This window comes from Aeromonas oralensis (genome assembly GCF_049665575.1).
GTDB classification, from domain to species: Bacteria; Pseudomonadota; Gammaproteobacteria; order Enterobacterales; family Aeromonadaceae; genus Aeromonas; species Aeromonas hydrophila.
In genome coordinates, this window is record NZ_CP187186.1 from 580,380 (window position 1) to 605,197 (window position 24,818).

Here is a 24,818-nt window from a genome sequence, read left to right on the forward strand (position 1 = left end):
GGCGCCATGACTACAGCACCCTTATTTTTCCCCCATATCGAACCCAGACGGCAGGCCATGCACCTGTTCTTCCAGGGCTACTCGCTGCGCGCCATTGCTGAATTGCTGCAGACGCCGGAGGGGACGGTCTCGACCTGGAAACGGCGCGACGGCTGGGATTACATCAAACCGATTGACCGGGTCGATTTCGCCATCTATGCGCGGATGTGCCAGCTGATCGCCAAGGATTTGAAGACTGGCGGCGATTTCAAGGAGATTGATCTGCTGGGCCGCCAGCTGGAGCGGATCGCCCGGGTCAACCGGTATAGCAACGGTGGCAACGAGGCCGACCTCAACCCGAAGGTGGCGAACCGCAACAAGGGGCCAAAGAAGGCGCCAGTGCGGAACAATTTTGATGAGGCTCAGCTCGAGAAGCTGGGCGAGCTGTTCCACGGCAATATGTTTGGCTATCAGAAGGTGTGGTATCAGGCCGGCCTGCAGCACACTGAGCGCAACTTGCTCAAGAGCCGCCAGATCGGGGCCACGTTCTACTTTGCGCGGGAGGCGCTGATTGATGCACTGACCACTGGCCGCAATCAAATTTTTTTGTCAGCCAGCAAGGCGCAGGCCCATCAGTTCAAGCAGTACATTCTGGCTTTCGCGCAGGAGGTCGGTGTTGAGCTCAAGGGGGATCCCATTACGCTCGGCAATGGCGCCATTCTCTACTTCCTCGGGACCAATTCCCGCACCGCCCAGAGTTATCACGGCAATCTCTACATCGATGAGTATTTTTGGATCCCCAAGTTTCAGGAGCTCTACAAGGTCTCCAGCGGCATGGCGATGCAGAAGTTTTGGCGGCTGACCTATTTCTCGACCCCATCAAGCCTGTCACATGATGCCTACCCGTTCTGGTCTGGTGCGATGTTCAACAAGGGGCGGCCGAAGAACGAGCATATCAAGTTCGACGTTGACCATGCTGCCTTGCATGGCGGGAGGCTGTGCGGTGATGGCCAGTGGCGGCAGATCGTCACGGTTGAGGATGCCGTGCGTGGTGGCTGTGACTTGTTCGACCTGGACCGGTTGCGGCGCCGTTACTCCCCTGATGACTATAACCAGCTGTTGATGTGTCAGTTTGCTGATGACACTGACAGCGTATTCCCGCTCTCCATGCTGCAGCGCTGCATGGTCGACAGCTGGGAGGTGTGGGAGGACTACAAGCCCCACGCGATGCGCCCGCTCGGTCATCGCTCGGTGTGGATCGGCTATGACCCGGCCAAGGGCGGGCAGGGCGATAGTGCCGGCTGCGTCGTGCTGGCACCGCCGGCGATACCCGGCGGCAAGTTTCGGGTGCTCGAGCGCCACCGCTGGAGCGGGATGGACTTCGACGCCCAGGCGCGCGCCATCAAGGCCATGTGCGAGCGCTACAACGTGGGTTACATCGGCATCGACACAACCGGGATCGGGGAGGGGGTTTATCAGCTGGTGAAGCAGTTCTACCCGGCAGTTACCCCCATCCAGTACAACCCGAGTGTGAAAATTCAGATGGTGATGAAGGCCCAGGATGTGATGAACAAGGGCCGGCTGGAGTTTGACAGCGGCATGACTGACCTCGCGCAGGCTTTCATGAGCATCCGCCGTTCTGTGACGGCTGGCGGCAAGATGCCGACCTTTGAGGCCAGCCGGTCAGAGGAAACCAGCCACGCCGATATTGCCTGGGCAACGATGCAGGCCCTGTTACACGAACCGCTGGCAGGTGCCACCGGTGCCAATACCAGCATGATGGAGATTTTCGCATGAGAAAGCGCCGCCCGCAGCGCCATACCTCGCCGGTGACGGCGACCCAAGCCGCAACCAGCCAGACCATTGAGGCGTTCACCTTCGGCGAGCCGGTGCCCGTGCTCAGTCAGCGGGAGGTGTTCGACTACCTTGAGGCCATGCACAACGGGCGCTGGTATGAACCGCCGCTCTCGCTTAATGGCTTATCGCGGGTCTATCGGGCCGGGGTGCACCACGCCTCTGCCATTCAGGTTAAGCGCAACATTTTGCGTTCCTGCTTCATCCCGCATCCGAAACTGAGCCTGGCCGCCTTCACCGGGCTGGCGCTGGACTATCTGATCTTCGGCAACGGCTATCTGCAGGCGGTGCAGAACCGGCTCGGCGGGGTGCTGCGTTATGATCACCTGCGGGCCAAGTACACCCGGCGCGCCCTGGACTTGGACACCTATTGGTGGATTGCCCATCCAGGGCAAGAGCAGGCGCTGCCGGGCCGGGCGGGTGGGCCATGTGATGGAGAGCGACATCAACCAGGAGATCTACGGCATTCCCGACTATGTCGGCGGGCTGAACTCCACCCTGCTCAATGAATCTGCCACCCTGTTTCGCCGCAAGTATTACGAGAACGGTTCCCACGCCGGGTTCATCATGCACATCACCGACGCGGTGCAGAACGAGGGCGACATTGCCGCCCTGCGTGAGGCGCTGCGCCAGAGCAAGGGGCCCGGCAACTTCCGTAACCTGCTGCTCTACACCCCGAACGGCAGCAAGGATGGGGTGAAGTTGATCCCGGTGGCCGAGGTGGCTGCCAAGGATGACTTTCTGAGCATCAAGAACGTGAGCCGGGATGACCAGCTGGCCACCCACCGGGTACCTCCCCAGCTGATGGGGGTGATGCCTAACAGCACCGGCGGGTTCGGCGATGTGACCAAGGCCGCCCAGGTGTTCGACATCAACGAGATCGACAGCATCAAGGCCAGCCTGCTGGCGCTCAATGACTGGGCAGGGGAGGAGGTGATCCGGTTCAACCCCTACAAGCTGGCCGCCGGCATCGAGCAGGCCAGCCAAGGCGACCTGCCGCGCTGACCTTCCGATAGCATCCTGATACCCCGCCACCTGGCGGGGTTTTCTTTTGCCGGCGCATGGCATTGGCCGGCCGCCTCTGGTTCACCTCGACCATCCCCCGCCTAGGCTCACCAACGGCCCGCTACGCGATCGCCCTTCAAACCCACTCAGCACCGCGCCCAAATCCGGCAGGCTCTCCCTGCGCTCACCGGTGAGCCATGGTGGCCTGTTGCGACCCCCTGCGCAGCGCTGGCGCGCAATCGGGACCCCGCCTCGCCTGCGCGCTTCCTGTGTCGATTTCCATTCTGGTGAAAGACTGCTGGCGGCCGGCTGCTCCCCGCGCCAGCACTGGCCGCGCACACCCTGCCAGATCCTTTTTGTGATCCTTCACTTTCCGTCAGATCCTTTCACTTTCCCGTCCCGTAAAAAACAACGGGAGCACGCGGCCCCCGTTGTTCGAGTTATGCACAGGATCAGTTAGTAACCGTGTTGGCAAGATGTGGTTTTGACTGCTCCGAGTGTGCCTTGGTGCCGGCCCACGTCAGGGTTTGGATGACTGACTCAAGGTGGCCGTGCTGGGCTGGGCTGGCTGCCTCCGTGATCATCGAAGAAATGAAATTGATGTTCTCGAAGACGATGTCGACCGCTGGTGCTTGCATTGCTTTTTTGCTCCCGATTGATGTTAGTCCCGTGGCTTATCGTGCTCACTGGTTTGGCCAGTCCATTTTATTCATGGTGGCGTTGCATATCTCAGCGATCAGCGACTAGCTTTTGCATAAATGTGAATTTTTTACTGTCACTTTTGACAGTGTCAGTTCATAGAAAGACCGAGCACGGGCGTTCCAGCACGATGGAGACTGCCCAAAATGAGACGAACTAGACCGTTACCCGCGATTGCTCGGCAGTATCTCCTTGATTCCAAGGCCAGGCTGCGGACGCTGCTCGACAACTCTCACCTTTCATACTCAGACGCGGCCCGTTTGATTGGGGTCAATCCCAGCACGGTGTCGCGCTGGGTTGATGATGAGCACGGCGGATTCATCAACCTGGAAGACGCTGTGCTGCTGTGCTTGCACCTCGGGATCAGCGTTCAGCAGATGCTGCCGGCACCGGCCTGGCTTTCTCTGTCTGAATCCCGTCATGACCAGCGAGCAGTGTTTCTCAGCATGAGCGATGCCGAGGTTGAATGGCTCTTGTCGGTATGGTCTGGTGCGGTCAAGGTTTACCGATGAGCAGCATAGGTTTTTAACTGGCAAAATAACCCCCTCCGGCATGGCTGGATGATTTGAAAATTGCTTAATGGCCGCATCATAGACATGTTGAATATTACAAGTCAAACACCTTGAACGTTAATAACACCTATCTGTTATTTTTTGGAAAAATAAGTAAGTGAGCCCTAACAGCTCACCATGTAAATATCTCCATGTTGCTCAAACACATCTATTCAACTAGCTAGTGAATTGATCACTAGACGCTAGAGGATTGAGCAAAACCGCCGCAAATACTGGGTTTGTTCGCTTTTTGCTCACCAAATCTTTAAACAGCATTTAAACCACCTTTGAAGATTTAAAGATTTAAAGATTTAATGATGTGAAGGTTTAAAGATTTAACTACAGTCAGCGAGCTTTATTGTGGTTCAGTCATTTTAATAGTGGTGCAGTTATTTAAGTGCGGCAATTTTGCGTTATTGGCATACAAATAATATAAAAAGGATATGCAAATAATATTAAAAAGCCCCTCAGTAAGGGGCTTGATGGCGGCGTTCTGTGTTTGGCCTATCTGGCGCGATACTTGGCCAGCGCCTTGGTGAACACTTCCTGCTCATGATCCTTGAAGGCGCTGCCGTCCGTCTCCGCAGTGGCCAGGTGGCCGTTGCGCTCCTTCCAAACCGCATAGGCTGCGGCCTTGTCTACCTCAATCAGCGCCTTCTCGGCTGGCGGCAGGTTGCACAGGTTAAAGCTCATCGTGTTCCCCTCTTGTGGTACCACGATGGTAATTGATGAAACGTGTCCGGTCACGCTTTCGTGACCGGACACGTTTTGCGATTACGGCATGGTTACCAAGTGGCAGGCGTAGCGGTTTAGCCACTGGCGGCGCCCGGTGCGCAGTTTGCGAATCCACAGCCACTCCGGTTTTTTCAGGTGTTCCGGTAGCGGCTCGATGACCTTCCTTACTCCGTCAAAGGCTATCACCTTCTCCGGTTTTGCCAGTATCTCTGCCACGAATTCAACCTGTTCGAAGTGCACCAGGCTGCCGTCGATGTCTTCGAACGACTCGGCATGGCGGATCACCCGGTAATGCCCGCCGATGGTAGGTTCAACGTGTTGCGGTAGTTGCATGTTTCCTCCTACAGAGCGATCGACTTGTCGCCCTTGGTGTGCCAGCAGGCCGCCTCACCCTTGAAGGTTCCTCCACACCCTTCCGGTAACGCACAGTCGCAGTTCGGGCAGATCTGCTGCTTGAGTTCGGCTTCCTGTTCCTGCCAGCGTTCCCAGTCACGGCGCAGCAGGGTGCTGATGTACTCGTTGGCGCTGTAGGGTTCACCGGATCCGGCTCTGGCCCGGCGCAGGGTTTCCAGCTGCTCGCGCTCGCGGGTGGAGAGCGCCACCTCCACCCGCTTGATGCCAAGCACGGCTTGGCGCTTTCTCTGGGCCTCCTTTCTGGCCTTCGCATCTTTCGGCTTTTTCATCGGCATCCCCCTTTGGCATATGCACCCTGTCTCGCCCTGGTGTCCTTCCATACCTGCTTTGCCGTCTGGCCAGCAGGTAGCACCCGCCTTGCCTTCTTCGGTGGGGTGATGGTGTCCAGCTCGCCCTGGTAGAAGGGGAACCAGGCATCCTCGAACTGGATGACTCGCTCCATGCGGTCGAGCAGCAGATCGCAGATATGACGGTCAGCGGCCGGCATGTTGTCGAGCGTGCTGGTGATGGCGGCACGACCCGCCGATCCCGGCGGGTGCTGCTTGATGGTGGGCCAAAGCTGCAGGCAGTGCGGCAGCAAGCGTTCGACGTCGCCGCGGTTGATGATGTCAGCCACGTAGCACCCCCACATCGACCCGGATATTGTTGAGCGCGCCCTCGACCATGTCGCTGAACGATGACCACTCTGCCGGCCCGCAGTCTCTGAGCTCTCGAGCCTGCGCAGTCAGTGCCGCAGCCAGCAGCTCAAGCTCCTCCTTTGAAGGGCGGCCAGCGTTATCTTCGACAGCCTTCATCCCGAACACCACATAGCCCGGCTGTTGGGCGTAGTCGGTGACGAAGGTGATCAGGCGCTTGGCACTGCGGCCTGTGTAGCGTTCGCCGTCCCACTCGTTGAGGGTGACGGTGTCACCCTCTTTAAAGTTGCGGTCGTTTAAGCGGATCTCGAATGGCTTGCTACCGTCCAGTACCCGAGGGTAATAGGCCGTTAGGATTTTCAGTTCGTGATGCATATATCCCCTCACTCCACGCCCAGGCGCGCCCGCGCCTTGGCAATCTCCGCCTGATGGCGGTCGTTGTCGGCTTGCATGCTCGCGACGCGGGCCTGCTCCTGTTCGCTGGGCTGGTAACTGGCCCGGTCCTCTTCGTCATCCAGCAGGCGGGTGAAGATGGCGATCGCCTCTTCGGCCTTGGCCAGCGGCAGAGCGGCCAGCCACTCGGTCACGCTGCCGCCGGAGTGCACCAGCTCGCGGGCCTGCTGTTTCAGCTGGTCACTGCTGGCGGCCCGCTTGCTGGCCTGCTCTGCCTCGACCTCGGCGGTCAGCTGGTCGGCCACCGCATCGCCAGCACCCGGCCAGGTGCGGGTCACAATCAGCCGATCGCCGACCAGTCGCACATATTGGCCGTCGGCGTTGATGATGCTGCCGTGCAGCAGCAGGTCTTCGTTACTCACATCAAGCCCCATTCGGGTCAGCTCTTTAGCCAGAGCGGATCCTTTAACCCCCGATTTGGATCCTTTCGTACAGTTATTGACAGAACTCCGAGGGGGCGGCTGCCGCCGCCTGACTGCAACTCGCTGCGCTCGCCCACTGCAGGCTCGCGCTGCTCGCCCAAACCCGACCCGGTGACGCCCTTGCGCACTATCTGCCAGCCCTCGGTGCGGGTGACTGCGGTGGTCTGGCCTATGTCGGTGATCACCCCCATCAGCTTGAAGACGTCCTCGCCGTATTTGTTGGCGGCTTCATCGAGGCGCTTGGAAAGCTTGATCAGATGGTCTTTACGCGGGGTCTCAATGCCGCCCATGATCTCGATAAAGCGGCCCCACATCTTGTTGTCCGCTGCATAGCGGGCTGCTTCCAAGATGCAATCCCACTCGATCACCTCGTCCCCCAAGCGGCGCAGCTCGCGCCACACGCTCACGGCAGGGCCGCCGATCTGCTGAAACTGGCGGATGCGCCAGCAGCTAGACCATGCCGCCACGGCAATGACGGAGTGATCGGCCGGCGCCTCGGCCTCGTAGTCCATCCCGACCTTGTGGCCGTCGATGTTCTTGGCGATGTATTTGGCGATGTAGCCGGTGGCGCTGCCCTTGGTTGGGTCAATTTCTTCCCAGTTCACCCTTGGGTTGATGGCTTTCACCACGGCCGGGTCTTCGACGTTCAGCAGCCACTTGATGCGTGGCATCTTGTTGCGAATTTTCAGCTCCGCCAGCGCATCGAGCTGGGCGCCGTTGGGCATCTTGAGCTCGGCCCGGTTGGTGGCGGTGAAGTGGTAGGCGAGCAGGGTCAGGAAGTCGCGCTTGTGCTCTGGGTTGATGAACAGCAGACAGTGCCAGTGCGGGGTGCCGTCGTGGTGCGGCTCCGCAACCCGGAAACCGAAGGTCATGATCCCCTCGCGCGCAATGGCTGCGCGAAAGCGCGCCCACTGTTTGCACAGCAGGCGGTTAGTGTCGGTCGGGGTGCTGCCGTTGAAATTGTCGTTCTGGTAGGTCTTGCTGGTATCTTTGCTGCCCTGGCGCCACGCGTGATAGCTGGAGGGAGCGGTTAGGGTCATGAACATACCCAGCTTACCTTGCTCCTGCGCCAAATCCTCAAACCCACGCATCCGCACAAACAGTTCATGACGGCGGATCTCCGGGTTAGCCACGGATGCCATGATGGCGTCAGCCAGGTCAATCTCTTGCCCCAGATCTTCGTTGACGGCGCTCATGCTCGCCATCCATGCCTGCTGTGCAGCCTTGCGCTGGGTGAACTCGCGCACCGCGTGGGCGCTGGCGTAGGGGCTGACTCCCTTGCGCACCTGGCCGGTAAGGATGGCGATCAGCTCGCAGTAGATGGCCCAGGCGCGGTTAATCTTGCGCAGCCACCATGACTCATCGAGCAGGCGCACCAGCAGGCTGGCGGCGGCCTCTTCGAACTTGTCCACCTCGTCATCCAGCTTGTCCCGCTCTTGCTGGCTCAGTGGGCGGCCCAGCAGGCGTTCGACCTTGGTGCGTGGGTGGATCGGCAGGGTGGGGCAGAAGTGCCACGCCTTGGCCTGGGCTCCGATATCGGCCAGCAGCTCGGCGGCGGTGCACTCGTTACCGGCCCGCGCCAGCAACTGCTGGCAACGGCGCGCCCACTCGGCGGCGACCAGCTCGCGGCGCACGTCGTTGCGCAGATCGATCACCGGGACTGGGAAGCGGCTTTGAGCAGCGGCGCAGGCATCTACCATGCGGCGTAGCCAGATGTTGGCGGTCTTGTGGTTGGCCGGGTAGCGGTGCAGGTAGTGCTTGGCCAGCGGCTTGGCGACATGCCATTCGATTCGGGCCAGCTGTTCCGCTGCACCGGCCATGTTGATGGCGTGGTGCCCGACCAGGTAGTGCTGTGGCAGCTGGATGCCGTGCAGGTTGGTGATGGCGTCGATCATTTGCACACCCCGCATTTACGGTCTGCATACTCGTTGGGCTGCAGGTAGCGACCGCAGTCGCTGCAGGTCGGCACCAGCTCCATGTCGGCCAGTCGATCAGACCAGCAGGTGGCCTCGCAGAAAGAGAGGCTGGTGAGACGGTTGCCGGCCAGGATGACCGGGCGCACATGGCCGAACTCGCCGCAGCAGCTGCAGCGCATCGAAATGCGGGCGGCTTCCTGTTTCACCACGGTTTCGCTGGCGGCGCGGGCCAGTGGCCAGCAGGTTTCGACGCAGTAGGGATAGGCGCGGCGACCGTGCCGGCCGGTGACCGGCAGGCAAACAGCCATCTGGCGGCACTTGGTGCAGGGCTCCAGGGTGACCATTTGCGATGGTGCTGGGCTGTTTGCAGGGCGCACGACGCCCAAAGCCGGGGCAAGCCCGGCTGGTTTCTGGTTAGTCATTAGTGAGAGCCCCCTGATGTTTTCAGTTGGCGGAGTGATGCTGCGAGTTCGGTAAGGTGAGCAGTGCTGACATAACGACGGCCATCCACCTCGATAGCGCCACTCCCATCTTGCTCCAATGTCGCAACGATGCTTTCGAGCACAATGGCGCGGTGGGTATTGGCGTTGATTCCGTATTGCTCCTGCACTATCGAATCCGGCACATCAATTTCAACAGTCTCCGCATACATCAGCCGGACGCGCATTTCAGGTGTGAGCTCGATGGACAACTTCATACCGCACCCCCTGCATGCAGTGTTCTGACTTTGGCTGATGCTTGACGGGCGGCCTGGCGCGCTTGGCGGCACAAGGTCAGATGGGTTCTGGCCGGGGTGCGCTGGCCATGGGGGCCATCTGCGCGCAGGTCTACCAGGTCAAGCTGCAGGCCGTGCAGGCGCGCTTCGGCGTTCAGCATTTTGTCGACCCACTGGTCGATCAGTTGTTGGTGGCTCATTGGATGATCTCCTCCTGCATGCTGGATTGTCCGCTTGTTCTGATCTGATGAATTTCCTCAATGAGCTGCTCGATGAGTTGTTCGTCGAATTCGATTTGGTCGAATGCGACATTCATCCATGACCGTTCACGGCGGCAGGCAAGCAACAAGGCGCGGATGGCATAAACATTCGTGTTCGGCTTTTGCTCCTTGCGCAGGGTGATGAGCTGGTTTTGAAACTGGCGAAGCGACTCTTTTTTTACCTGGAATATGAGTTTGTTGGCGGCGATATCAGCCATTAACACCATTTCAGTGGTGCATCCTTCTTGTTCTGGCGTGGTCATTTGATGGTCTCCCCCAGTCCGTGGAGTGGTTCGCACTCTGCCCACCACTCGGCAATCTCTTTGGCCAGTGCAACCTCGTTGCTGCCCAGTGCCAGCCAGTACACGGCGCGGATGGCGCCAAGGGCCAGCAGCTCCTGAGCGATATTGCGGTTTCGGCGGGCATCGCTGCCCGAGGTGTTGAATTCTTCCTGGGCGACTTCCCAGTGCTTGGTCAGCTGGCTGACCGGGGCCGGCGGCTGCATATGGGCGGGGCCAGATTCGGCGCCACCCAGCTCGTCGATCGGCGGCTCCAGTTCGAACAGGTCACCAGTCACAGGGCACCCCCTTCTATGTCGCTGAAATCTGGCTCGTCGATGGCGACATGGCCGGCCTCGATACGGATGGAGATCCCCAGTTCGCCGCAGCAGCAGAGCGGGGCGGTCGGCACCAGGCGCGCTTCGTTCTCGGCTATCCACTGCTTCAAGCAGGCGATGGTCATGATGGTTTTGCTCATGATTGGCCTCCTTCGCAGCGGCATACGCCAAACAGCTCATAGGTCAGCGGACCCGTAGCGCCCTGCATGGTGATGCCGGTGCGCGCGACCTGGACCCTTTCACCACCCCGAACCCGGATTGTCACAGTGGCAACACCTTCCTCGACGATGACGCCATCAACCGCTTTGAGCTCGGTGGTTCTGGCGCGCTGGATCACCCGCTTGAAGGTCACCTTGTCACCGCAGCGAAAGGCGGCCGGATCCGGCAGGCGGTAGCGCCCGCACTGTTCACACTTCATGTTGCTCATGCTGCTACTCCTTCCAGAACACGGACGCGGCCTGACGGCAGCGGCTCGATGCGGGCGGCTTGGCGCTGGCCACGCAGCCAGCAGTTTTTGACGTTGATGTAGCCGTGGCGCACCAGGTAGGCGACGGCAGCGGCCGGTGATGGGGCGGTGTGCTTGGCGGTGATGGCGATCACTGGGCACCCCCTTGCAGCTCATGGGCAAAGGGCGGCTGGAATATCGCGGTACTGTCTGGGCCGCTGGCCATGTCTACGCCGATGATGTGTGGCCGCTGGCCACCGCGCAGGATCTCGAGGCGCTTGGTCAGCTCGGCGTAGATGTCGAGCATGCTCAACTCGTCGGCCAGTTCTGCCAGTGCCTCAAGGCTCGCCTCGATGGCGGTGCTATGGCATGCCCCCAGCTGGGGACGGTGGGTATTTATCAAGGAGTTGGCGACTTTGCGGATCGCCTGTTCTGCTGTACTATTGTTCATGAGGTAACCCTCGCTGATTGATTGAAAGCCCCGCTGGTGTTGGCGCACCGATAGCGGGGTTTTTTATTGGCCGTTTCCGGCCACTCTTCTTGCAACCGCTCTGCGGCTTTCCAATATGCTGGCCTGCTCGTTGAGCTCGGCCCGGCGCTTCTCTTCATGGGCGGCTTGCTCCAGCTCGCTGCGGGTCGGTTCGTTGCAGCGGGTGGCGGTGCGGTGCCATTCACGGCGGTGCAGCACACCGCCATCAAATTCGTGCAAGGTGGCCAGCAGCTCGCCCAAGGCAAGGCGGATGGCCTCTTGCTGTTCAAAGTCGAACTGGTCCAGCTCGCGCCCGGCCTGGGTGGTCGACACCCCGGCCGCGTAGCAGATGACGGCTCGGGCCTTGGTAGACAGGCGTGACCAGCGGCTGGCCGCCCCATTGCGGCCAAACAGGCCGCGCATCTCTGCCAGCGCCTTGTCTTTGGCGCTGGGCTGTTGAACGAGCTCGAGAACCTTGGCGGTGTTCATGGGGTGGCCCTCCGGTTATGCCTGCAGCAGCCTGACCAGCCAGTGGCGGCGCGGCTGGCAAGCTGGCTTGAAGCGCAGCGCACCACGGCGGCCGCGCTGGTCTTCCAGATAGCTGCCATCAGTGCGGGTGGTGTTGCGCATCACCGGTTCGTCGTTGTCGGTGACGACGGTGGCGCGGGTGAACAACAAAAACGGCAGCGGGATCAGGTCCGGCTGCTCGGCGCGAAGTTTCATGCTGGCTCCTTGAGCGGGATGCTCTTGGACATGGTCTTGTGGTTTTTGCCCACGCCCTTGCAGGTCGGCAGCACGATGGCCGGATTGGGCATGGCGGATGGGCTGATGGTGCCGACGATTTCAAATGCGGCCTTGAAGGTGTGGCCGCAGTCGACATTGCTACAGGCATAAAAGGCATGGCCTGTCAGCGGGCTCATCTTGGTGGATGAACGAGTGGTGGAATGGCAACCGCAGTGGGGGCAAATCAATCTCATGGTCTTGGTCTCCTATGCGCCGAGGGCTGCGCGGGCCATGTCGGCAGCACACGCAAGACCAGGGACGGCGTGAAAGCGGTCTTCGACTTCGGTTGCCAGCAGCACAAGGTGCTCGATGCCAGCCCAGATGCCGGTGACGACGGTGTTTCGGTTGTTCTTGGTGACGCGGTCACCGGCGAGAATGGTGGTGGCTTGGGCAGTGACGCCCAGGATCTGGGCGCTGGCATTGAGTGCCTGCTGGGCGCGGGCCTCTGGTGCAACCTTGGCCGCCCCCGGCAGGCGAACGGCAGTCAGGCCGCAGTCAAACAGCAGGCCATCAAACAGGGTGTCGTCGCCGGTGGCGTGGTAGATAGCTACCAAGTCACGAGCGGTCAGTTGATGTTGCTGGTCTGGGTTCAGCTTGTTGCGCAGCATCTGTTCACCGATGCCTGACTCTCTGGCGATATCGGCGATGGAGTAGCGCGCAGCGAAAAGTGCGCAAGCTGCCTCATAGTGCTGCTGTTTGGTTGCAGCCTGTTTAAACATGGTCGTATCTCCGTGAATAAACGAGACTCAACGAGAGATGAGTGCTGCTTGATGGCATTCCATCCGCAGCGCTTCGAGGTTGATGACCACTTTTTGGCGCAGTCCGGTTTTCGGCAGGATAGGAAGACGCCCTGCCTCGATCATCGATTGGACGTAGTCCTCGGTGAAACCGGTCATCTCGGCGAACTTCTCTTTGGAGCAGACCGGAAAGGTGAATGCTGGTTGCATTTGTGTCATGATGACGCCTCATCGCTTACATTGATGCTTATTGGCCCTAGCTGGGCGTTATTACTGCCAACCATGGTTTGAGGTTTTCGACGGCAACAAACCTTGGTAGGCACAATATGAGCTGGACACAACCATATGTCAACAACATGCGTGGGTTATTTCCCATCATTCTCCCAAGAGGTGGTAACCAATGGACGAGCTAAATCTGCATATGTTTGATGCAAAAGCGTTTGCTGAACGGCTCATCCAGATTCGAGGTAATGAATCTCGGCGCTCTTTTGCTATCAGATCAGGGATGTCTGACTCATCGATTCTCAAATACGAGCGACTGGAAGCCCTGCCGAATGTGGAGCGGTTTATTGCCATGGCGGTGGCTGCTGGAGTAGATCTCCGGTGGTTGGCCTGTGGTGATGACTGGGAGAGAATTCTGGCTGGGGCAACCGCCATCCCCTCATCAGGTCAATCCGTTCAAGAAGCCCGAGAAGTGACAGCCGACTATCAGGCCCAAGCTCCGAAGATCGAGACCGCACCAAGCCCCCTGATGGGCTGCAATGACGACTTCACCTTTATCGACAGCTACCAGGTATTTGCGTCTGCCGGGCATGGCCAGTTTGTCAGCGATGAGCAGAAGTCTGAGCCGATGGCGTTCCGTACCGAGTGGCTGAGAAAGGAAGGGTTAAAGCCGGATCGGTTGGCTGTGATCCGGGCGAAGGGCGACAGCATGGAGCCCACCATCTCTGATAACGACATCATCTTGCTGCACATGGCCAACGGCGATGCGCCGAGGGATGGGCTGCATGTGATTCGGATGGAAGGCGGGCTGTTCGTGAAGCGCCTGCAGTTCTCTCCCCTGGGTGACGTGAAGGTGGTCAGCGATAACCCCACCTATCAGTCTTGGGAATTCACCAAAGAGCAACGGGCAGACCTGCATGTGGTAGGCCGGGTGGTCTGGGCTGGGAAGAAGTTTTAAAACATAAGGAGCAATCATGAAGAAGTATCTGATTAGCCTGCTGTTCGTATCGTTCTTTAGTCATGCAGGCACTGCAATGGACTCTGCATTGAAGCCCTGGTCCCCAACACAAATTGAGCGTAATGGTGATGTGTTTCACATCGTACTGCCACAAGCCAAGGTTACTGATGGCATTTACAAGTCAGTCGTAAAAATGGGGCTCTGCCCAGTCGTATGGGGAGGGAAAGCAGATGATCTGAAAGGTGTTGCCGAGGTTGCTTTGCTCAACCAATTTGGCAAGCAGGGCTATGTGGTTGAAGAGGTATCCTCGACTTGTACCGAAATGGGGAAACTCACTGGCGCCGAGAGTGACGCCTACTTGCTCGGTAAAACCCGCTTGTACTGATGACTGTTCGCAAACTCACAGATGGTTCAACCAAGCCTTGGTTGGCTGAAGTCTACCCTCAGGGGCGCACCGGCCCCCGCAAGCGCAAACGCTGCCTCACCAAGGGCGAGGCGTTGGCGTGGGAACAATTCATTCTGGATGAGCATCAGGTCAAGCCCTGGCTAGGGAAGAATGCGAAGGAGCATCGTACCCTGCAGGAGCTAATCGATCTCTGGTACAAGTTGCACGGCCAGACCCTAAAACGCAGTGAGGTTCGCTTGGCCAAGCTGCAGATCATCTGCAACGGCATGGGCAACCCCAAGGCGATCGACATCACTCCCTCGATGTGGGCGCACTATCGGGCCAAACGGATGGCCGGTGAGATCGACAACGGTTGGAACGTGGGAGCCAAGAAGGCGATCACCGCCCGAACGGTCAATCAGGAGCTGGCCTTTCTCAAGGCTGTGTTTGGGGAGCTGATTCGGTTGGGCGAGTGGCAGCATGCCCACCCGTTGCAAACGACGATGAGCATCAAGACGCCCGATCCTGAGATGACCTTCTTGCAACCGGCCCAGATTGCCGAGTTGCTTAATGCTGCTCAGCAATACCACAACCCTGACCTGGTGCTCATCATCAAGATCTGCTTGGCGACAGGGGCCCGCTGGCGAGAAGCCGAGGCGCTGACGACTTCTCAGGTGACGCCGTTCCGCATCACCTATACCAACACCAAAGGCAAGAAAAACCGGACAGTCCCGATCAGCCAGGCGCTTTACGGCGAACTGATGACCGGAGATAAAAGCGGGCGGCTATTCACCCCCTGCTACCTGGATTTCGGACGGGTGCTGAAAACGACGGGAATAGATTTACCAGATGGGCAACTCACCCATGTACTGCGGCATACCTTCGCCAGCCACTTCATGATGAACGGCGGCAACATTCTAGTGCTACAGAAAATTCTCGGGCATGCCAACATCAGAGACACAATGCGCTATGCCCACTTTGCGCCAGATCACCTTGAAGATGCCGCCCGCCTTAACCCTCTGGAAAAGTGGCGACAAAGTGGCGACGTAGTTTAGGTTTATAGCCCAATGATGGACATTATTAACCTTTAACCTTGTTGATTGACATGGGGTTTCCACTGGATGTCACACCTTAACTACAATCATCTTTACTGTGCGCAGTTAAATAAATGCTTTTAAATCAATGTGTTGAGATGTTTTTGGTGAGTTGTGGCGATAAAGTGGCGACGAAATTTGATGGGGCCAGGGCATTTTAAGGATGGAGTGAAAATAGCGTGTCACATCTTAACTACAACCATCTCTACTATTTTTGGATGACTCAGAAGAAGGGCTCCGTCACGCAAGCGGCGGAAGCCCTCTTCTTGACCCCGCAGACCGTCACCGGCCAGATCAAGCTGCTGGAGCAGCGCCTTGGCGGCAAGCTGCTGATGCGCAAAGGGCGTTCCCTTGAGGCGACCGAGCTGGGTCAGCTGGTGTTTCGCTATGCCGACAAGATGTTCAGCCTCTCCTACGAGATGCTGGATATCGTGAACTACCGCAAGGAGAGCCAGATCCTGTTCGACGTCGGCATCGCCGATGCGCTCTCCAAACGCCTCGCCAGCCGGGTACTGCTCTCCGTTATTCCCAACGATGGCTCCATCCACCTGCGCTGCTTCGAATCGACCCACGAGTTGCTGCTGGAACAGCTGAGCGAACACAAGCTCGACATGATCCTGTCGGACTGCCCGGTGGACTCCAGCCAGCACGCCGGCCTGCTCTCCAAGCGGCTAGGTGGTTGCGGGGTCAGCTTCTTCTGCAAGGCGCCGCTGCCATCGCTCCCTTTTCCCGCCTGTCTGGAGGAGCGAAAGCTGCTGATCCCGGGCCGGCGCACCGCCATGGGGCGCCAGCTGACCCAGTGGTTCGAGCAGCAAGGGGTATCGCCCAGCATCCTCGGCGAGTTTGACGATGCGGCCCTGATGAAGGCGTTCGGTTTCTTCAACCAGGGCATCTTCATGGCGCCCACCATCTATCGGGAGGAGATCCTGGAAGGGGAGGAGGTGATGCTGCTGGGGGAGACCCAGGATCTGATGGAGGAGTATTACGTCATCTTCGCCGAACGGATGATCCAGCATCCGGCTGTCAAACGGGTATGCGAGAGCGATTTCTCCTTTCTGTTTGCCGGTCAGGAGGATTTCACCACGATTCAACCGGCAACCCTGTCATTTTAAATCGACGGGCCACAGAGTATGATTCTTGCCTCGAACGAGAGGGAATGAGATGCAACTGGAAGAGATGGAGGCAAATGCAAGCCGGGCGGTCGCTCTGCTCAAGGCGCTGGCCAACGAGCGGCGCTTGTTTATCCTGTGTCAGCTGCTGGAGCGGGAGCTGTCGGTGGGCGAGCTAAACGAGCGGCTTGGTTTGAGCCAGTCGGCGTTGTCACAGCATCTGGCTGTGTTGCGGCGGGATGAGCTGGTGGAGACGCGCAAGGAGGCCCAGACGGTCTACTATTCGCTGCGCAGCCATGAGGTGCGTGAGATGATAGGATTGCTGCACAAGTTGTACTGCAGCGAACAGAAATAAAAAACCGGCACGAAGGCCGGTTTTTTTAGCTTTGTTCAGCAGATGCTGAATTAAGCCATAGCTTTGATCTGGGCAGACAGGCGGCTCTTGTGACGAGCAGCTTTGTTCTTGTGGATCAGGCCTTTGGTCGCCATACGATCCATGATCGGCTGAGCAACAGCGAAAGCGGCAGTCGCGGCAGCCTTGTCGCCGGAGGCGATGGCAGCGATGACTTTCTTCAGGTAGGTACGGGTCATGGAACGACGGCTGGCGTTGTGCTGACGACGTTTCTCTGACTGAAGAGCGCGCTTCTTAGCAGATTTGATGTTAGCCAAGGTAAAACTCCTAAAACTGTCTTAGCGAGTGTATTGAAAAGGCCCGGAAATATGCCTTCTCAACCACATATTGTCAAATGATTTGTGCAAATAAACACCGCCCCCCGGTGGTGTGTCAGATGGGAGACGGTTAAACTGTCGGCCGATTCTAACAGCATTCTTTTCTTTCCGACAGTTCCAGAGGCCTCGTCTTGAGTAAGAAATTGATCAAATCCGGCATGATAGTGTCCGGAATGACGTTGGCGTCCCGCGTGATGGGCTTGGTGCGCGATGTGGTCATCGCAAATCTGCTCGGTGCCGGGGTGGCCGCAGACGTCTTCTTCTTTGCCAACCGCATTCCCAACTTTCTGCGTCGCCTGTTCGCCGAAGGTGCCTTCAACCAGGCCTTTGTTCCCGTGATGACGGAGTACAAGAAAAAGGGCGACGAGAGCGAAGTGCGCGAGTTGCTGGCCGCGGTGGCGGGCACCCTCGGGGGGATCGTCACCGTGGTCACCCTGCTCGGGGTGTTGGGCTCCGGGGTGCTGACCGCCCTGTTCGGCTGGGGCTGGTTCTGGGACTGGCTGCATGGCGGGCCGGCGGCCGAGAAGTTCGAGATGGCCAGCCTGATGCTCAAGATCACCTTCCCCTATCTCTGGTTCATCACCTTTACCGCCATGGCGGGGGCCATCCTCAATACCTTCGGCCGCTTCGGGGTCTCCTCCTTCACGCCGATCTTTCTCAACATCACCATGATCGCCGCCGCCTGGTGGATCTCGCCCTGGCTGGACGACCCCGAACTGGCGCTGGCCATTGGCGTCTTCCTCGGCGGTCTGGTGCAGTTCCTGTTCCAGTTCCCGTTCCTGCGCCAGATCAACATGCTGGTGTGGCCCAAGTGGGGTTGGCACCATCCGGGGGTGGTGAAGATCCGCACCCTGATGATCCCGGCGCTGTTCGGGGTGTCGGTCAGCCAGATCAACCTGCTGGTCAACACTATGCTCGCCTCGTTCCTCGCGACCGGCGCCATCAGCTATCTCTATTACTCGGACCGACTGCTGGAGTTCCCGCTCGGCATGTTCGGTGTCGCCATCAGTACCGTCATCCTGCCGGCGCTGGCCAAAAAACACGTGGACGCCGATCCGGCCGACTTCTCCCGCACCATGGACTGGGGGGTGCGGATGGTGATGCTGCTCGGCCTGCCCGCCATGGTAGGGATCGCCGTGCTGCGCGAACCCATTCTGCGGGTGCTGTTCATGCGCGGCGAGTTCGGCTTGCACGAGGTGAGCATGTCCAGCGCCAGCCTGCTGGCATCCACCACGGGCCTGCTGTCGCTGATGCTGATCAAGGTGCTGGCCCCCGGCTACTACGCCCGCCAGGATACCCGCACCCCGGTGCGGATCGGGATGATGTCGATGGCGGCCAACATGGCCTGCAACCTCATCTTCATCTATCCGCTCGGTTACGTGGGGCTGGCGCTCTCGACTGCCTGCTCGGGCACGCTGAACGCGGCCCTGCTGTTCAAGGGGCTCCATCAGCAGAACGTCTATCGGCCCTCCCGCCACACCGGGGTATTCTGCCTCAAGCTGTTGACCGCAAGTCTGCTGATGGGGGGCGTGCTCCTTTACCTCTCGCCGGATCTGGCCCAATGGGGCGCCTGGCACATGAGCAAGGCGAGCATGCAGCTGACCATGCTGCTGGTGCTGGGGGGCGCCATCTATGCCGGTGTCCTGCTGGCGCTGGGCATTCGGCCAAAAGATCTGAGAGCAGGACGGGATGACTGAGTCGGCGCGCTATGGCGGAAGTCCCGCCTGAGCCTGCAATCAGGGCGGGATGGCTGAAATCGGGTCAGCAACAGGGCTGACCCAGAGTGCCGCCTGATATATAATCCGGCGATTTTCATAGCAGCGACGCACAAGGCATTGATGGAGCTTATCCGCGGTATTCACAATATCAAGCCCCGTCACCGGGGGTGTGTATTGACCATTGGCAACTTTGATGGGGTTCATCAGGGTCATCATGCCGTGCTGTCTCGCCTGCAGGAAAAAGCAGCCCAACTGGGCCTGCCGGCCTGCGTCATGCTGTTTGAACCGCAGCCGCTGGAGCTGTTTGCTGGGGCCGCGGCGCCGGCTCGCCTCAGCCGCCTGCGGGAGAAGTATGAAGCGCTCAAGGGGATGCAGATTGATCGCATGCTCTGCGTGCGCTTCAACCATCGCTTCGCCGAGCAGTCCGCCACTACCTTCATCGAGCAACTGCTGGTGGAGAAACTCGGTGTGCACTATCTGGTGGTGGGCGACGATTTTCGTTTCGGCAAGGGGCGAGAAGGGGACTTCCACCTGCTGGAAGAGGCTGGCCGGCGCTTCGGTTTCGAGGTGATCAGCACCCAGAGTTTCCAGTTGTCCCGTCAGCGGGTCAGCAGCACCCTGGTGCGCGAGGCCCTCGCGGCCGGTCGCATGGCGGAGGTGGAGCTGATGCTCGGCCGTCCCTATACAATCAGCGGCCGGGTGGCCCACGGCGACAAGCTGGGCCGCACCATAGGTTTTCCCACCGCCAATCTGGCCCTCAAGCGCCAGGTGATCCCGGTCGGTGGCGTGTTCGCGGTGGAAGTGTTATGTTCCGGCAAGACCTTCCCCGGTGTCGCCAATGTGGGTGTACGGCCGACCTTGAGCGGTACACAAGCCAGATTGGAAGTACATCTATTTGATTTTTCTGGCGACCTATATGGTCAACAGGTCAAGGTGCTGCTTCGCCACAAGCTGCGCGAAGAGCAGAAGTTTGCCTCTTTCACCGCCTTGAAAGAGCAGATCGAACGAGATGCCCTGGCGGCCCGAGCCTGGTTCGGGCTGCCACTACTCCATTTACCCAGCACTCTTTTAGAAAAGAAGGGAACCCAGGACTGATGAGCGACTATAAACACACCCTGAATCTTCCGGAAACCGAGTTTCCGATGCGTGGCGATCTGGCCAAGCGCGAACCCAACATGCTGAAACGTTGGTACGATCAGGATCTTTACGGCGCCATTCGCCGCGCCAAAGCGGGCAAGCCTTCGTTCATTCTGCACGATGGCCCCCCTATGCGAACGGCAGCATTCACATCGGTCACTCGGTCAACAAGATCCTCAAAGACATCATCATCAAGTCCAAGGGCCTCTCCGGTTTCGACTCCCCCTACGTGCCGGGCTGGGATTGCCACGGTCTGCCCATCGAACTGAAAGTAGAAGGCATGGTCGGCAAGCCGGGCGAGAAGGTCTCTGCTGCCGAGTTCCGCGCCGAGTGCCGCAAATACGCCAAGACCCAGATCGAAGCACAGAAGACCGACTTCATCCGGCTGGGCGTGCTGGGTGACTGGGAACACCCCTACCTGACCATGGACTTTGGCACCGAAGCCAACATCATCCGCTCCATGGCCAAGATCGTTGAAAACGGCCACCTGCACAAAGGCTCCAAGCCGGTGCACTGGTGTACCGACTGTGGCTCCGCGCTGGCTGAAGCCGAGGTGGAGTACTACGACAAGAACTCCCCCTCCATCGATGTGCGCTTCAAGGCCGTCGACGAGGCGGGCGTTGCCGCCAAGTTTGACTGCGCCGAAGGCCATACCGGCAAGGGCCCGATCTCTGCCGTGATCTGGACCACCACCCCCTGGACCCTGCCCGCCAACCGCGGCATCGCCATGCACGCCGATCTGGACTATGCCCTGGTGCAGGTGGAAGGGGAGCATCCCGAGCGCCTGATCCTGGCCGCCGAGCTGGTCAAGGACGTGATGGACCGCGCCGGTATCGAGCAGTTCCACAACCTGGGCTACGCCAAGGGCGCCGCGCTCGAGCTGCTGCGCTTCAACCACCCCTTCTACAGCTTCGACGTGCCGGTGGTGCTGGGTGACCACGTTACCCTGGATGCCGGTACCGGCGCCGTGCACACCGCCCCTGGCCACGGTCAGGAGGACTTCGTGGTCGGTCAGAAGTACGGTCTGGAAGTCGCCAACCCGGTTGGCAGCAACGGCGTTTACCTGCCGGATACCGAACTGTTTGCCGGCCAGCACGTGTTCAAGGCCAACGCCTCCGTGGTCGAGGTGCTGACCGAGCGCGGCGCCCTGCTGCATCACAAGGTGTTCAACCACTCCTACCCGCATTGCTGGCGTCACAAGACCCCTATCATCTTCCGTGCCACCCCGCAGTGGTTCATCAGCATGGAGCAGAAGGGTCTTCGGCAGCGTGCGCTGGAAGAGATCGAGCGCATCGAGCAAGACGGCATCAAACAGCACGGCCAGAGCGGCTGGGTGCCGGCCTGGGGTAAAAACCGCATCCAGGCGATGGTCGAGAACCGTCCTGACTGGTGTATCTCCCGCCAGCGTACCTGGGGCGTGCCCATCTCCCTGTTCGTCCACAAGGAGACCCAGGAGCTGCACCCGGAATCCGTGCGCCTGATGCACGAAGTGGCCAAGCGGGTCGAGCAGTCCGGCATCCAGGCCTGGTGGGATCTGGACAAGGCCGAGCTGCTGGGCAGCGACGCCGACCTGTACGACAAGGTGCCCGACACCCTGGACGTCTGGTTTGACTCAGGTTCGACCCACTCCTCCGTGGTCGACGCCCGTCCCGAGTTCAATGGCAACCCGGCCGACATGTATCTGGAAGGCTCTGACCAGCACCGCGGCTGGTTCATGTCCTCCCTGATGATCGGCGTGGCCATGAAAGACAAGGCTCCCTACAACCAGGTGCTGACTCACGGCTTCACCGTGGATGGCCAGGGTCGCAAGATGTCCAAGTCTATCGGCAACGTGGTGAGCCCGCAGGACGTGATGAACAAGCTGGGTGCCGATATCCTGCGTCTGTGGGTAGCGAGCACTGACTACACCGGCGAGATGACTGTCTCCGACGAGATCCTCAAGCGCTCTGCCGACGCCTATCGCCGCATCCGCAACACTGCCCGCTTCCTGCTGGCCAACCTGAACGGCTTCAATCCGGCGACCGACATGGTGGCGCCTGCCGACATGGTGGTGGTGGATCGCTGGGCTGTAGGTCGTGCCAAAGCGGTACAGGCCGAGATCATGGCGGCGTTCGACGAGTACAACTTCCACGGTGTGACCCAGAAGCTGATGCAGTTCTGCTCCATCGAGATGGGCTCCTTCTACCTGGACGTCATCAAGGACCGTCAGTACACCGCCAAGGCTGACAGCCTGGCCCGTCGCTCCTGCCAAACCGCCCTATATCACATCGCCGAGGCCATGGTGCGCTGGATGGCGCCGATCATGAGCTTCACCGCCGACGAGATCTGGGCGCTGCTGCCGGGTGAGCGCGGCGAGTTCGTGTTCACCGAGGAGTGGTACGACGGCCTGTTCGGGCTGGAAGCGGGTGAAGCCCTCAACGACGATTTCTGGGCCGAGATCCTCACCGTGCGTGGTGAAGTAAACAAGGCACTGGAAGTGGCTCGTGGCGAGAAACGCATCGGTGGCTCCCTGCAGGCCGAGCTGACCCTGTTCGCCAAGCCGGCACTGGCTGCGCGTCTGAACGCCCTGGCCGATGAGCTGCGCTTTGTGCTGCTCACCTCCAAGGCCAAGGTTGTCAGCGTCGATGCCGCTCCGGCAGACGCCGTCGCTACCGAGCGCGATGACCTGTGGCTGAGTGTGGCCCAGTCTGCTGCCGCCAAGTGCGACCGCTGCTGGCACCATGTGGAAGACGTGGGCACCATCGCTGGTCACGAAGAGATCTGTGGCCGCTGCGTCACCAACGTCGAGGGTGACGGCGAAACTCGTCAATTTGCCTGATGAACATGACTCACCATAAAAGCGGCCTGCGTTGGCTGTGGCTGGCAGTGCTGGCCTTTGTACTGGACCAGGCGAGCAAGCTCGCCGTGGTCAAGCTGCTGCCATTTGGCTACCCGGGGGTGGAGATCACCCCCTTCTTCAACCTGGTCCATGTCTACAACAAGGGGGCGGCTTTCAGCTTCCTGGCTGATCAGGGCGGCTGGCAGCGCTGGTTCTTCGCGGTGCTGGCGTTTGCCATCTGCGGCTTGCTGATCCACTGGCTGCGCAAGCAGTCCGTCGCTCAGCGCTGGAGCGGCATCGCCTACTCGCTGATCATCGGCGGGGCGCTCGGCAACGTGTTTGACCGGCTGGTGTTGGGCCACGTGGTCGACTTCCTCGATTTCTACTGGCAGCGTGCCCACTGGCCTGCGTTCAACCTGGCGGACAGCTTCATCTTCATCGGCGCCGCCATGATCGTGCTGGACGGTTTTCGCAGTGAGAAGAAGAAGGACGTGACGCCATGAGCCAGCCGATTGCGGCAGACAGCAGCGTGCTGTTTCATTTCGCCATCAAGCTGGAAGATGGCTCGGTGGCCGACAGCACTGCATTGCAAGGCAAGCCTGCCCGCCTGCGGATGGGCGATGGCAGCCTGAGCTCCAGTTTCGAGCAGTGCCTGCTGGGGCTGCGCGAAGGGGAGAGCAAGAGCTTCACGCTGGCGCCGGAAGAGGCGTTCGGCCTCTCCAATCCCGACAACATCTACCATCTGGACCGCGCCAAGTTCGGTGCCGATGTAGAACCCAAGGTCGGCACCATCATCCTGTTCGACCAGCCCAACGGCAGTGAGCTGCCGGGTATCATCCGGGCGGTGGCAGGGATGTCGGTGACGGTCGATTTCAACCATCCCCTGGCCGGTCACACCGTCACGTTCGAGGTGGAGATCCTGGGGGTTGATGACGAGGAAGCGGTTCACTGATGAATATTCTTCTGGCCAATCCCCGTGGTTTCTGTGCCGGTGTCGACCGGGCGATCAGCATCGTCGAGAGCGCACTGGAGAAGTTTGGCGCCCCCATCTATGTCCGTCACGAGGTGGTGCACAACCGCTACGTGGTGAACAAGCTCAAGGAGGCGGGCGCCGTTTTCGTCGAAGAGCTGGATGAGGTGCCGGATGACAGCATCGTCATCTTCTCCGCCCACGGCGTCTCCAAAGCGGTGCGCGAGATGGCCAAGTCTCGTGCCCTCAAGGTGTTTGATGCCACTTGCCCGCTGGTGACCAAGGTGCACATGGAGGTCCATCGCGCCAGCCGCAAGGGCTCCGAGGCCGTGCTCATCGGTCATGCCGGTCACCCCGAGGTGATCGGCACTATGGGTCAGTACGAGAATCGCGAGGGGGGCATGTATCTGGTGGAGACGCCGGAAGACGTGGCCAAGCTCAAGGTGAAGAACCCGGATGACCTCTGCTTCGTCACCCAGACCACCCTCAGCGTGGACGAGACCTCGGATGTCATCGATGCCTTGCGTGCCCACTTCCCCAAGATCCAGGGGCCGCGCAAGGACGACATCTGCTACGCCACCCAGAACCGCCAGGACGCGGTGCGGGAGATGGCAGGGCTGGTGGACGCCATGCTGGTGGTGGGGTCGCGCAACTCCTCCAACTCTAACCGCTTGCGGGAGCTTGCCGAGAAGGTGGGCGCCAAAGCCTATCTCATCGACGATGCCTCCATGATCGAGGCCGACTGGCTGGCGGGAGTAGAGGCGATCGGTGTCACCGCCGGTGCTTCCGCCCCCGAGGTGCTGGTGCAGTCGGTCATCACGCGCCTGCGCGAGCTGGGTGGCAAGGTGGTGGCCGAGCATCCCGGTCGTGAAGAGAACGTGGTGTTTGAGGTGCCGCCGGAACTTAGAATTATTTGAGCGAAGCCAGGAAGGCTTAAGAATAAAGTGCAATGATATTGACGCCGAGTTTGTTCTAGTGACAGGCTCGGCG

General features: G+C 59.7%; 35 protein-coding genes and 2 pseudogenes. 14 read left to right on the forward strand and 23 right to left on the reverse strand.

The annotated features are described in order from the left end of the window. Nucleotides 1-6: 6 nt before the first annotated feature. The 3 genes and pseudogenes from ACPDZI_RS02885 to ACPDZI_RS02895 all read left to right on the forward strand — a co-directional run bounded on the left by ACPDZI_RS02885 (nt 7) and on the right by ACPDZI_RS02895 (nt 4,049). Entirely contained in the window at nt 7-1,776 is a 1,770-nt protein-coding gene (locus ACPDZI_RS02885; RefSeq protein WP_438833976.1) for a terminase ATPase subunit family protein, read from the forward strand. Next, nucleotides 1,773-2,838, forward strand: a pseudogene (locus ACPDZI_RS02890) (phage portal protein). Before ACPDZI_RS02885 ends, ACPDZI_RS02890 begins: the two are co-directional and overlap by 4 nt. Nucleotides 2,839-3,683: 845 nt before the next feature. Next, nucleotides 3,684-4,049 carry a helix-turn-helix domain-containing protein gene (locus ACPDZI_RS02895; protein ID WP_052508916.1) on the forward strand — a complete coding sequence of 122 codons (366 nt, stop codon included), beginning with the start codon at nt 3,684-3,686 and terminating at the stop codon, nt 4,047-4,049. A gap of 543 nt (nt 4,050-4,592) precedes the next feature. On the opposite strand, the gene ACPDZI_RS02900 is transcribed toward ACPDZI_RS02895, so the two are convergent. The 21 genes from ACPDZI_RS02900 to ACPDZI_RS03000 form a co-directional block, all read right to left on the reverse strand. Next, nucleotides 4,593-4,781 carry a DUF3283 family protein gene (locus ACPDZI_RS02900; RefSeq protein ID WP_438833977.1) on the reverse strand — a complete coding sequence of 63 codons (189 nt, stop codon included), beginning with the start codon at nt 4,779-4,781 and terminating at the stop codon, nt 4,593-4,595. 81 nt (nt 4,782-4,862) lie between these two features. Further along, nucleotides 4,863-5,156, reverse strand: a complete 294-nt coding sequence (locus ACPDZI_RS02905) for a hypothetical protein (protein WP_438833978.1) — start codon at nt 5,154-5,156, stop codon at nt 4,863-4,865. Between the two features lie 8 nt (nt 5,157-5,164). Further along, nucleotides 5,165-5,506 (reverse strand): hypothetical protein, encoded by a 342-nt coding sequence (locus tag ACPDZI_RS02910; protein ID WP_438833979.1) that lies wholly within the window; start codon nt 5,504-5,506, stop codon nt 5,165-5,167. Further along, nucleotides 5,503-5,853: a hypothetical protein gene (locus ACPDZI_RS02915; protein WP_438833980.1), complete on the reverse strand. Its 351-nt coding sequence runs from the start codon at nt 5,851-5,853 to the stop codon at nt 5,503-5,505. The genes ACPDZI_RS02910 and ACPDZI_RS02915 overlap by 4 nt, the downstream gene beginning before the upstream one ends. Continuing rightward, nucleotides 5,846-6,247: a DUF3850 domain-containing protein gene (locus tag ACPDZI_RS02920; RefSeq protein ID WP_438833981.1), complete on the reverse strand. Its 402-nt coding sequence runs from the start codon at nt 6,245-6,247 to the stop codon at nt 5,846-5,848. Before ACPDZI_RS02920 ends, ACPDZI_RS02915 begins: the two co-directional genes overlap by 8 nt. 8 nt (nt 6,248-6,255) lie before the next feature. Further along, nucleotides 6,256-6,687 (reverse strand): hypothetical protein, encoded by a 432-nt coding sequence (locus ACPDZI_RS02925; protein ID WP_438833982.1) that lies wholly within the window; start codon nt 6,685-6,687, stop codon nt 6,256-6,258. Nucleotides 6,688-6,704: 17 nt separating this feature from the next. Then, nucleotides 6,705-8,642 carry a replication endonuclease gene (locus ACPDZI_RS02930; protein ID WP_438833983.1) on the reverse strand — a complete coding sequence of 646 codons (1,938 nt, stop codon included), beginning with the start codon at nt 8,640-8,642 and terminating at the stop codon, nt 6,705-6,707. Then, on the reverse strand, nt 8,639-9,007 hold the full coding sequence (locus ACPDZI_RS02935; protein WP_005308773.1) for a hypothetical protein: 369 nt from the start codon (nt 9,005-9,007) through the stop codon (nt 8,639-8,641). The genes ACPDZI_RS02930 and ACPDZI_RS02935 overlap by 4 nt, the downstream gene beginning before the upstream one ends. Nucleotides 9,008-9,084: 77 nt before the next feature. Then, a complete protein-coding gene (locus ACPDZI_RS02940; RefSeq protein WP_139704750.1) occupies nt 9,085-9,360 on the reverse strand; it encodes a hypothetical protein in 276 nt (91 codons plus the stop codon). Then, nucleotides 9,357-9,578: a hypothetical protein gene (locus ACPDZI_RS02945; RefSeq protein ID WP_043161929.1), complete on the reverse strand. Its 222-nt coding sequence runs from the start codon at nt 9,576-9,578 to the stop codon at nt 9,357-9,359. The genes ACPDZI_RS02940 and ACPDZI_RS02945 overlap by 4 nt, the downstream gene beginning before the upstream one ends. After that, the gene (locus tag ACPDZI_RS02950) at nt 9,575-9,901 is read right to left on the reverse strand and encodes a hypothetical protein (RefSeq protein WP_438833984.1); all 327 of its coding nucleotides are present in this window, start codon (nt 9,899-9,901) and stop codon (nt 9,575-9,577) included. The genes ACPDZI_RS02945 and ACPDZI_RS02950 overlap by 4 nt, the downstream gene beginning before the upstream one ends. Continuing rightward, nucleotides 9,898-10,215: a hypothetical protein gene (locus ACPDZI_RS02955; RefSeq protein WP_438833985.1), complete on the reverse strand. Its 318-nt coding sequence runs from the start codon at nt 10,213-10,215 to the stop codon at nt 9,898-9,900. The genes ACPDZI_RS02950 and ACPDZI_RS02955 overlap by 4 nt, the downstream gene beginning before the upstream one ends. Then, nucleotides 10,212-10,394, reverse strand: a complete 183-nt coding sequence (locus ACPDZI_RS02960) for a hypothetical protein (protein ID WP_438833986.1) — start codon at nt 10,392-10,394, stop codon at nt 10,212-10,214. The genes ACPDZI_RS02955 and ACPDZI_RS02960 overlap by 4 nt, the downstream gene beginning before the upstream one ends. Next, on the reverse strand, nt 10,391-10,681 hold the full coding sequence (locus tag ACPDZI_RS02965) for a hypothetical protein (RefSeq protein ID WP_438833987.1): 291 nt from the start codon (nt 10,679-10,681) through the stop codon (nt 10,391-10,393). Before ACPDZI_RS02965 ends, ACPDZI_RS02960 begins: the two co-directional genes overlap by 4 nt. Further along, on the reverse strand, nt 10,678-10,854 hold the full coding sequence (locus ACPDZI_RS02970) for a hypothetical protein (protein WP_017763985.1): 177 nt from the start codon (nt 10,852-10,854) through the stop codon (nt 10,678-10,680). Before ACPDZI_RS02970 ends, ACPDZI_RS02965 begins: the two co-directional genes overlap by 4 nt. After that, nucleotides 10,851-11,150 (reverse strand): hypothetical protein, encoded by a 300-nt coding sequence (locus tag ACPDZI_RS02975; protein WP_438833988.1) that lies wholly within the window; start codon nt 11,148-11,150, stop codon nt 10,851-10,853. Before ACPDZI_RS02975 ends, ACPDZI_RS02970 begins: the two co-directional genes overlap by 4 nt. 63 nt (nt 11,151-11,213) lie before the next feature. Continuing rightward, nucleotides 11,214-11,657, reverse strand: a complete 444-nt coding sequence (locus ACPDZI_RS02980; protein ID WP_268028410.1) for a hypothetical protein — start codon at nt 11,655-11,657, stop codon at nt 11,214-11,216. 15 nt (nt 11,658-11,672) lie between these two features. Next, a complete protein-coding gene (locus ACPDZI_RS02985) occupies nt 11,673-11,891 on the reverse strand; it encodes a hypothetical protein (protein ID WP_039214179.1) in 219 nt (72 codons plus the stop codon). After that, nucleotides 11,888-12,145, reverse strand: coding sequence for an ogr/Delta-like zinc finger family protein (locus ACPDZI_RS02990; RefSeq protein ID WP_043161921.1), 258 nt, complete (start codon nt 12,143-12,145; stop codon nt 11,888-11,890). Before ACPDZI_RS02990 ends, ACPDZI_RS02985 begins: the two co-directional genes overlap by 4 nt. Nucleotides 12,146-12,157: 12 nt before the next feature. Beyond that, a complete protein-coding gene (locus ACPDZI_RS02995; protein WP_438833989.1) occupies nt 12,158-12,670 on the reverse strand; it encodes a phage regulatory CII family protein in 513 nt (170 codons plus the stop codon). Nucleotides 12,671-12,697: 27 nt separating this feature from the next. After that, complete coding sequence (locus ACPDZI_RS03000; RefSeq protein WP_195877977.1) at nt 12,698-12,907, reverse strand: Cro/Cl family transcriptional regulator; 210 nt, start codon at nt 12,905-12,907, stop codon at nt 12,698-12,700. A gap of 181 nt (nt 12,908-13,088) precedes the next feature. Between ACPDZI_RS03000 and ACPDZI_RS03005 the strand changes: the two genes are divergently transcribed. The 5 genes from ACPDZI_RS03005 (at nt 13,089) to ACPDZI_RS03025 (ending at nt 16,811) form a co-directional block, all read left to right on the forward strand. Further along, the gene (locus tag ACPDZI_RS03005; protein ID WP_438833990.1) at nt 13,089-13,868 is read left to right on the forward strand and encodes an XRE family transcriptional regulator; all 780 of its coding nucleotides are present in this window, start codon (nt 13,089-13,091) and stop codon (nt 13,866-13,868) included. Nucleotides 13,869-13,884: 16 nt separating this feature from the next. Next, a complete protein-coding gene (locus ACPDZI_RS03010) occupies nt 13,885-14,253 on the forward strand; it encodes a hypothetical protein (protein ID WP_438833991.1) in 369 nt (122 codons plus the stop codon). Beyond that, on the forward strand, nt 14,253-15,308 hold the full coding sequence (locus tag ACPDZI_RS03015; protein WP_438833992.1) for a phage integrase: 1,056 nt from the start codon (nt 14,253-14,255) through the stop codon (nt 15,306-15,308). The genes ACPDZI_RS03010 and ACPDZI_RS03015 overlap by 1 nt, the downstream gene beginning before the upstream one ends. A 218-nt stretch (nt 15,309-15,526) precedes the next feature. Beyond that, a complete protein-coding gene (nhaR, locus tag ACPDZI_RS03020; protein ID WP_017409027.1) occupies nt 15,527-16,459 on the forward strand; it encodes a transcriptional activator NhaR in 933 nt (310 codons plus the stop codon). A gap of 49 nt (nt 16,460-16,508) precedes the next feature. After that, nucleotides 16,509-16,811 (forward strand): ArsR/SmtB family transcription factor, encoded by a 303-nt coding sequence (locus ACPDZI_RS03025; protein ID WP_016349423.1) that lies wholly within the window; start codon nt 16,509-16,511, stop codon nt 16,809-16,811. A 50-nt stretch (nt 16,812-16,861) separates the two neighbouring features. Here the strand turns inward: ACPDZI_RS03025 and rpsT are convergent, their stop codons facing one another. Then, complete coding sequence (rpsT, locus tag ACPDZI_RS03030) at nt 16,862-17,125, reverse strand: 30S ribosomal protein S20 (RefSeq protein WP_005308808.1); 264 nt, start codon at nt 17,123-17,125, stop codon at nt 16,862-16,864. Nucleotides 17,126-17,316: 191 nt separating this feature from the next. Here rpsT and murJ point away from each other — a divergent pair, with 191 nt between their 5' ends. Then, nucleotides 17,317-18,882, forward strand: a complete 1,566-nt coding sequence (gene murJ / locus ACPDZI_RS03035; protein ID WP_016349424.1) for a murein biosynthesis integral membrane protein MurJ — start codon at nt 17,317-17,319, stop codon at nt 18,880-18,882. Between the two features lie 39 nt (nt 18,883-18,921). Here murJ and ACPDZI_RS03040 read toward each other — a convergent pair whose 3' ends face one another. After that, entirely contained in the window at nt 18,922-19,119 is a 198-nt protein-coding gene (locus tag ACPDZI_RS03040; protein ID WP_162183721.1) for a hypothetical protein, read from the reverse strand. Between ACPDZI_RS03040 and ribF the strand changes: the two genes are divergently transcribed. The 5 genes and pseudogenes from ribF to ispH all read left to right on the forward strand — a co-directional run bounded on the left by ribF (nt 19,024) and on the right by ispH (nt 24,745). After that, the gene (ribF, locus tag ACPDZI_RS03045; protein ID WP_017409028.1) at nt 19,024-19,998 is read left to right on the forward strand and encodes a bifunctional riboflavin kinase/FAD synthetase; all 975 of its coding nucleotides are present in this window, start codon (nt 19,024-19,026) and stop codon (nt 19,996-19,998) included. The genes ACPDZI_RS03040 and ribF overlap by 96 nt on opposite strands. After that, nucleotides 19,998-22,858 (forward strand): annotated as a pseudogene (gene ileS / locus ACPDZI_RS03050) (isoleucine--tRNA ligase). Before ribF ends, ileS begins: the two are co-directional and overlap by 1 nt. After that, a complete protein-coding gene (lspA, locus tag ACPDZI_RS03055) occupies nt 22,858-23,361 on the forward strand; it encodes a signal peptidase II (protein WP_011704644.1) in 504 nt (167 codons plus the stop codon). The pseudogene ileS and the gene lspA overlap by 1 nt, the downstream one beginning before the upstream one ends. Next, nucleotides 23,358-23,810 (forward strand): FKBP-type peptidyl-prolyl cis-trans isomerase, encoded by a 453-nt coding sequence (gene fkpB, locus ACPDZI_RS03060; protein ID WP_187268767.1) that lies wholly within the window; start codon nt 23,358-23,360, stop codon nt 23,808-23,810. The genes lspA and fkpB overlap by 4 nt, the downstream gene beginning before the upstream one ends. Beyond that, nucleotides 23,810-24,745, forward strand: coding sequence for a 4-hydroxy-3-methylbut-2-enyl diphosphate reductase (ispH, locus tag ACPDZI_RS03065; protein ID WP_045790663.1), 936 nt, complete (start codon nt 23,810-23,812; stop codon nt 24,743-24,745). The genes fkpB and ispH overlap by 1 nt, the downstream gene beginning before the upstream one ends. The last annotated feature ends 73 nt before the right edge of the window (nt 24,746-24,818 follow it).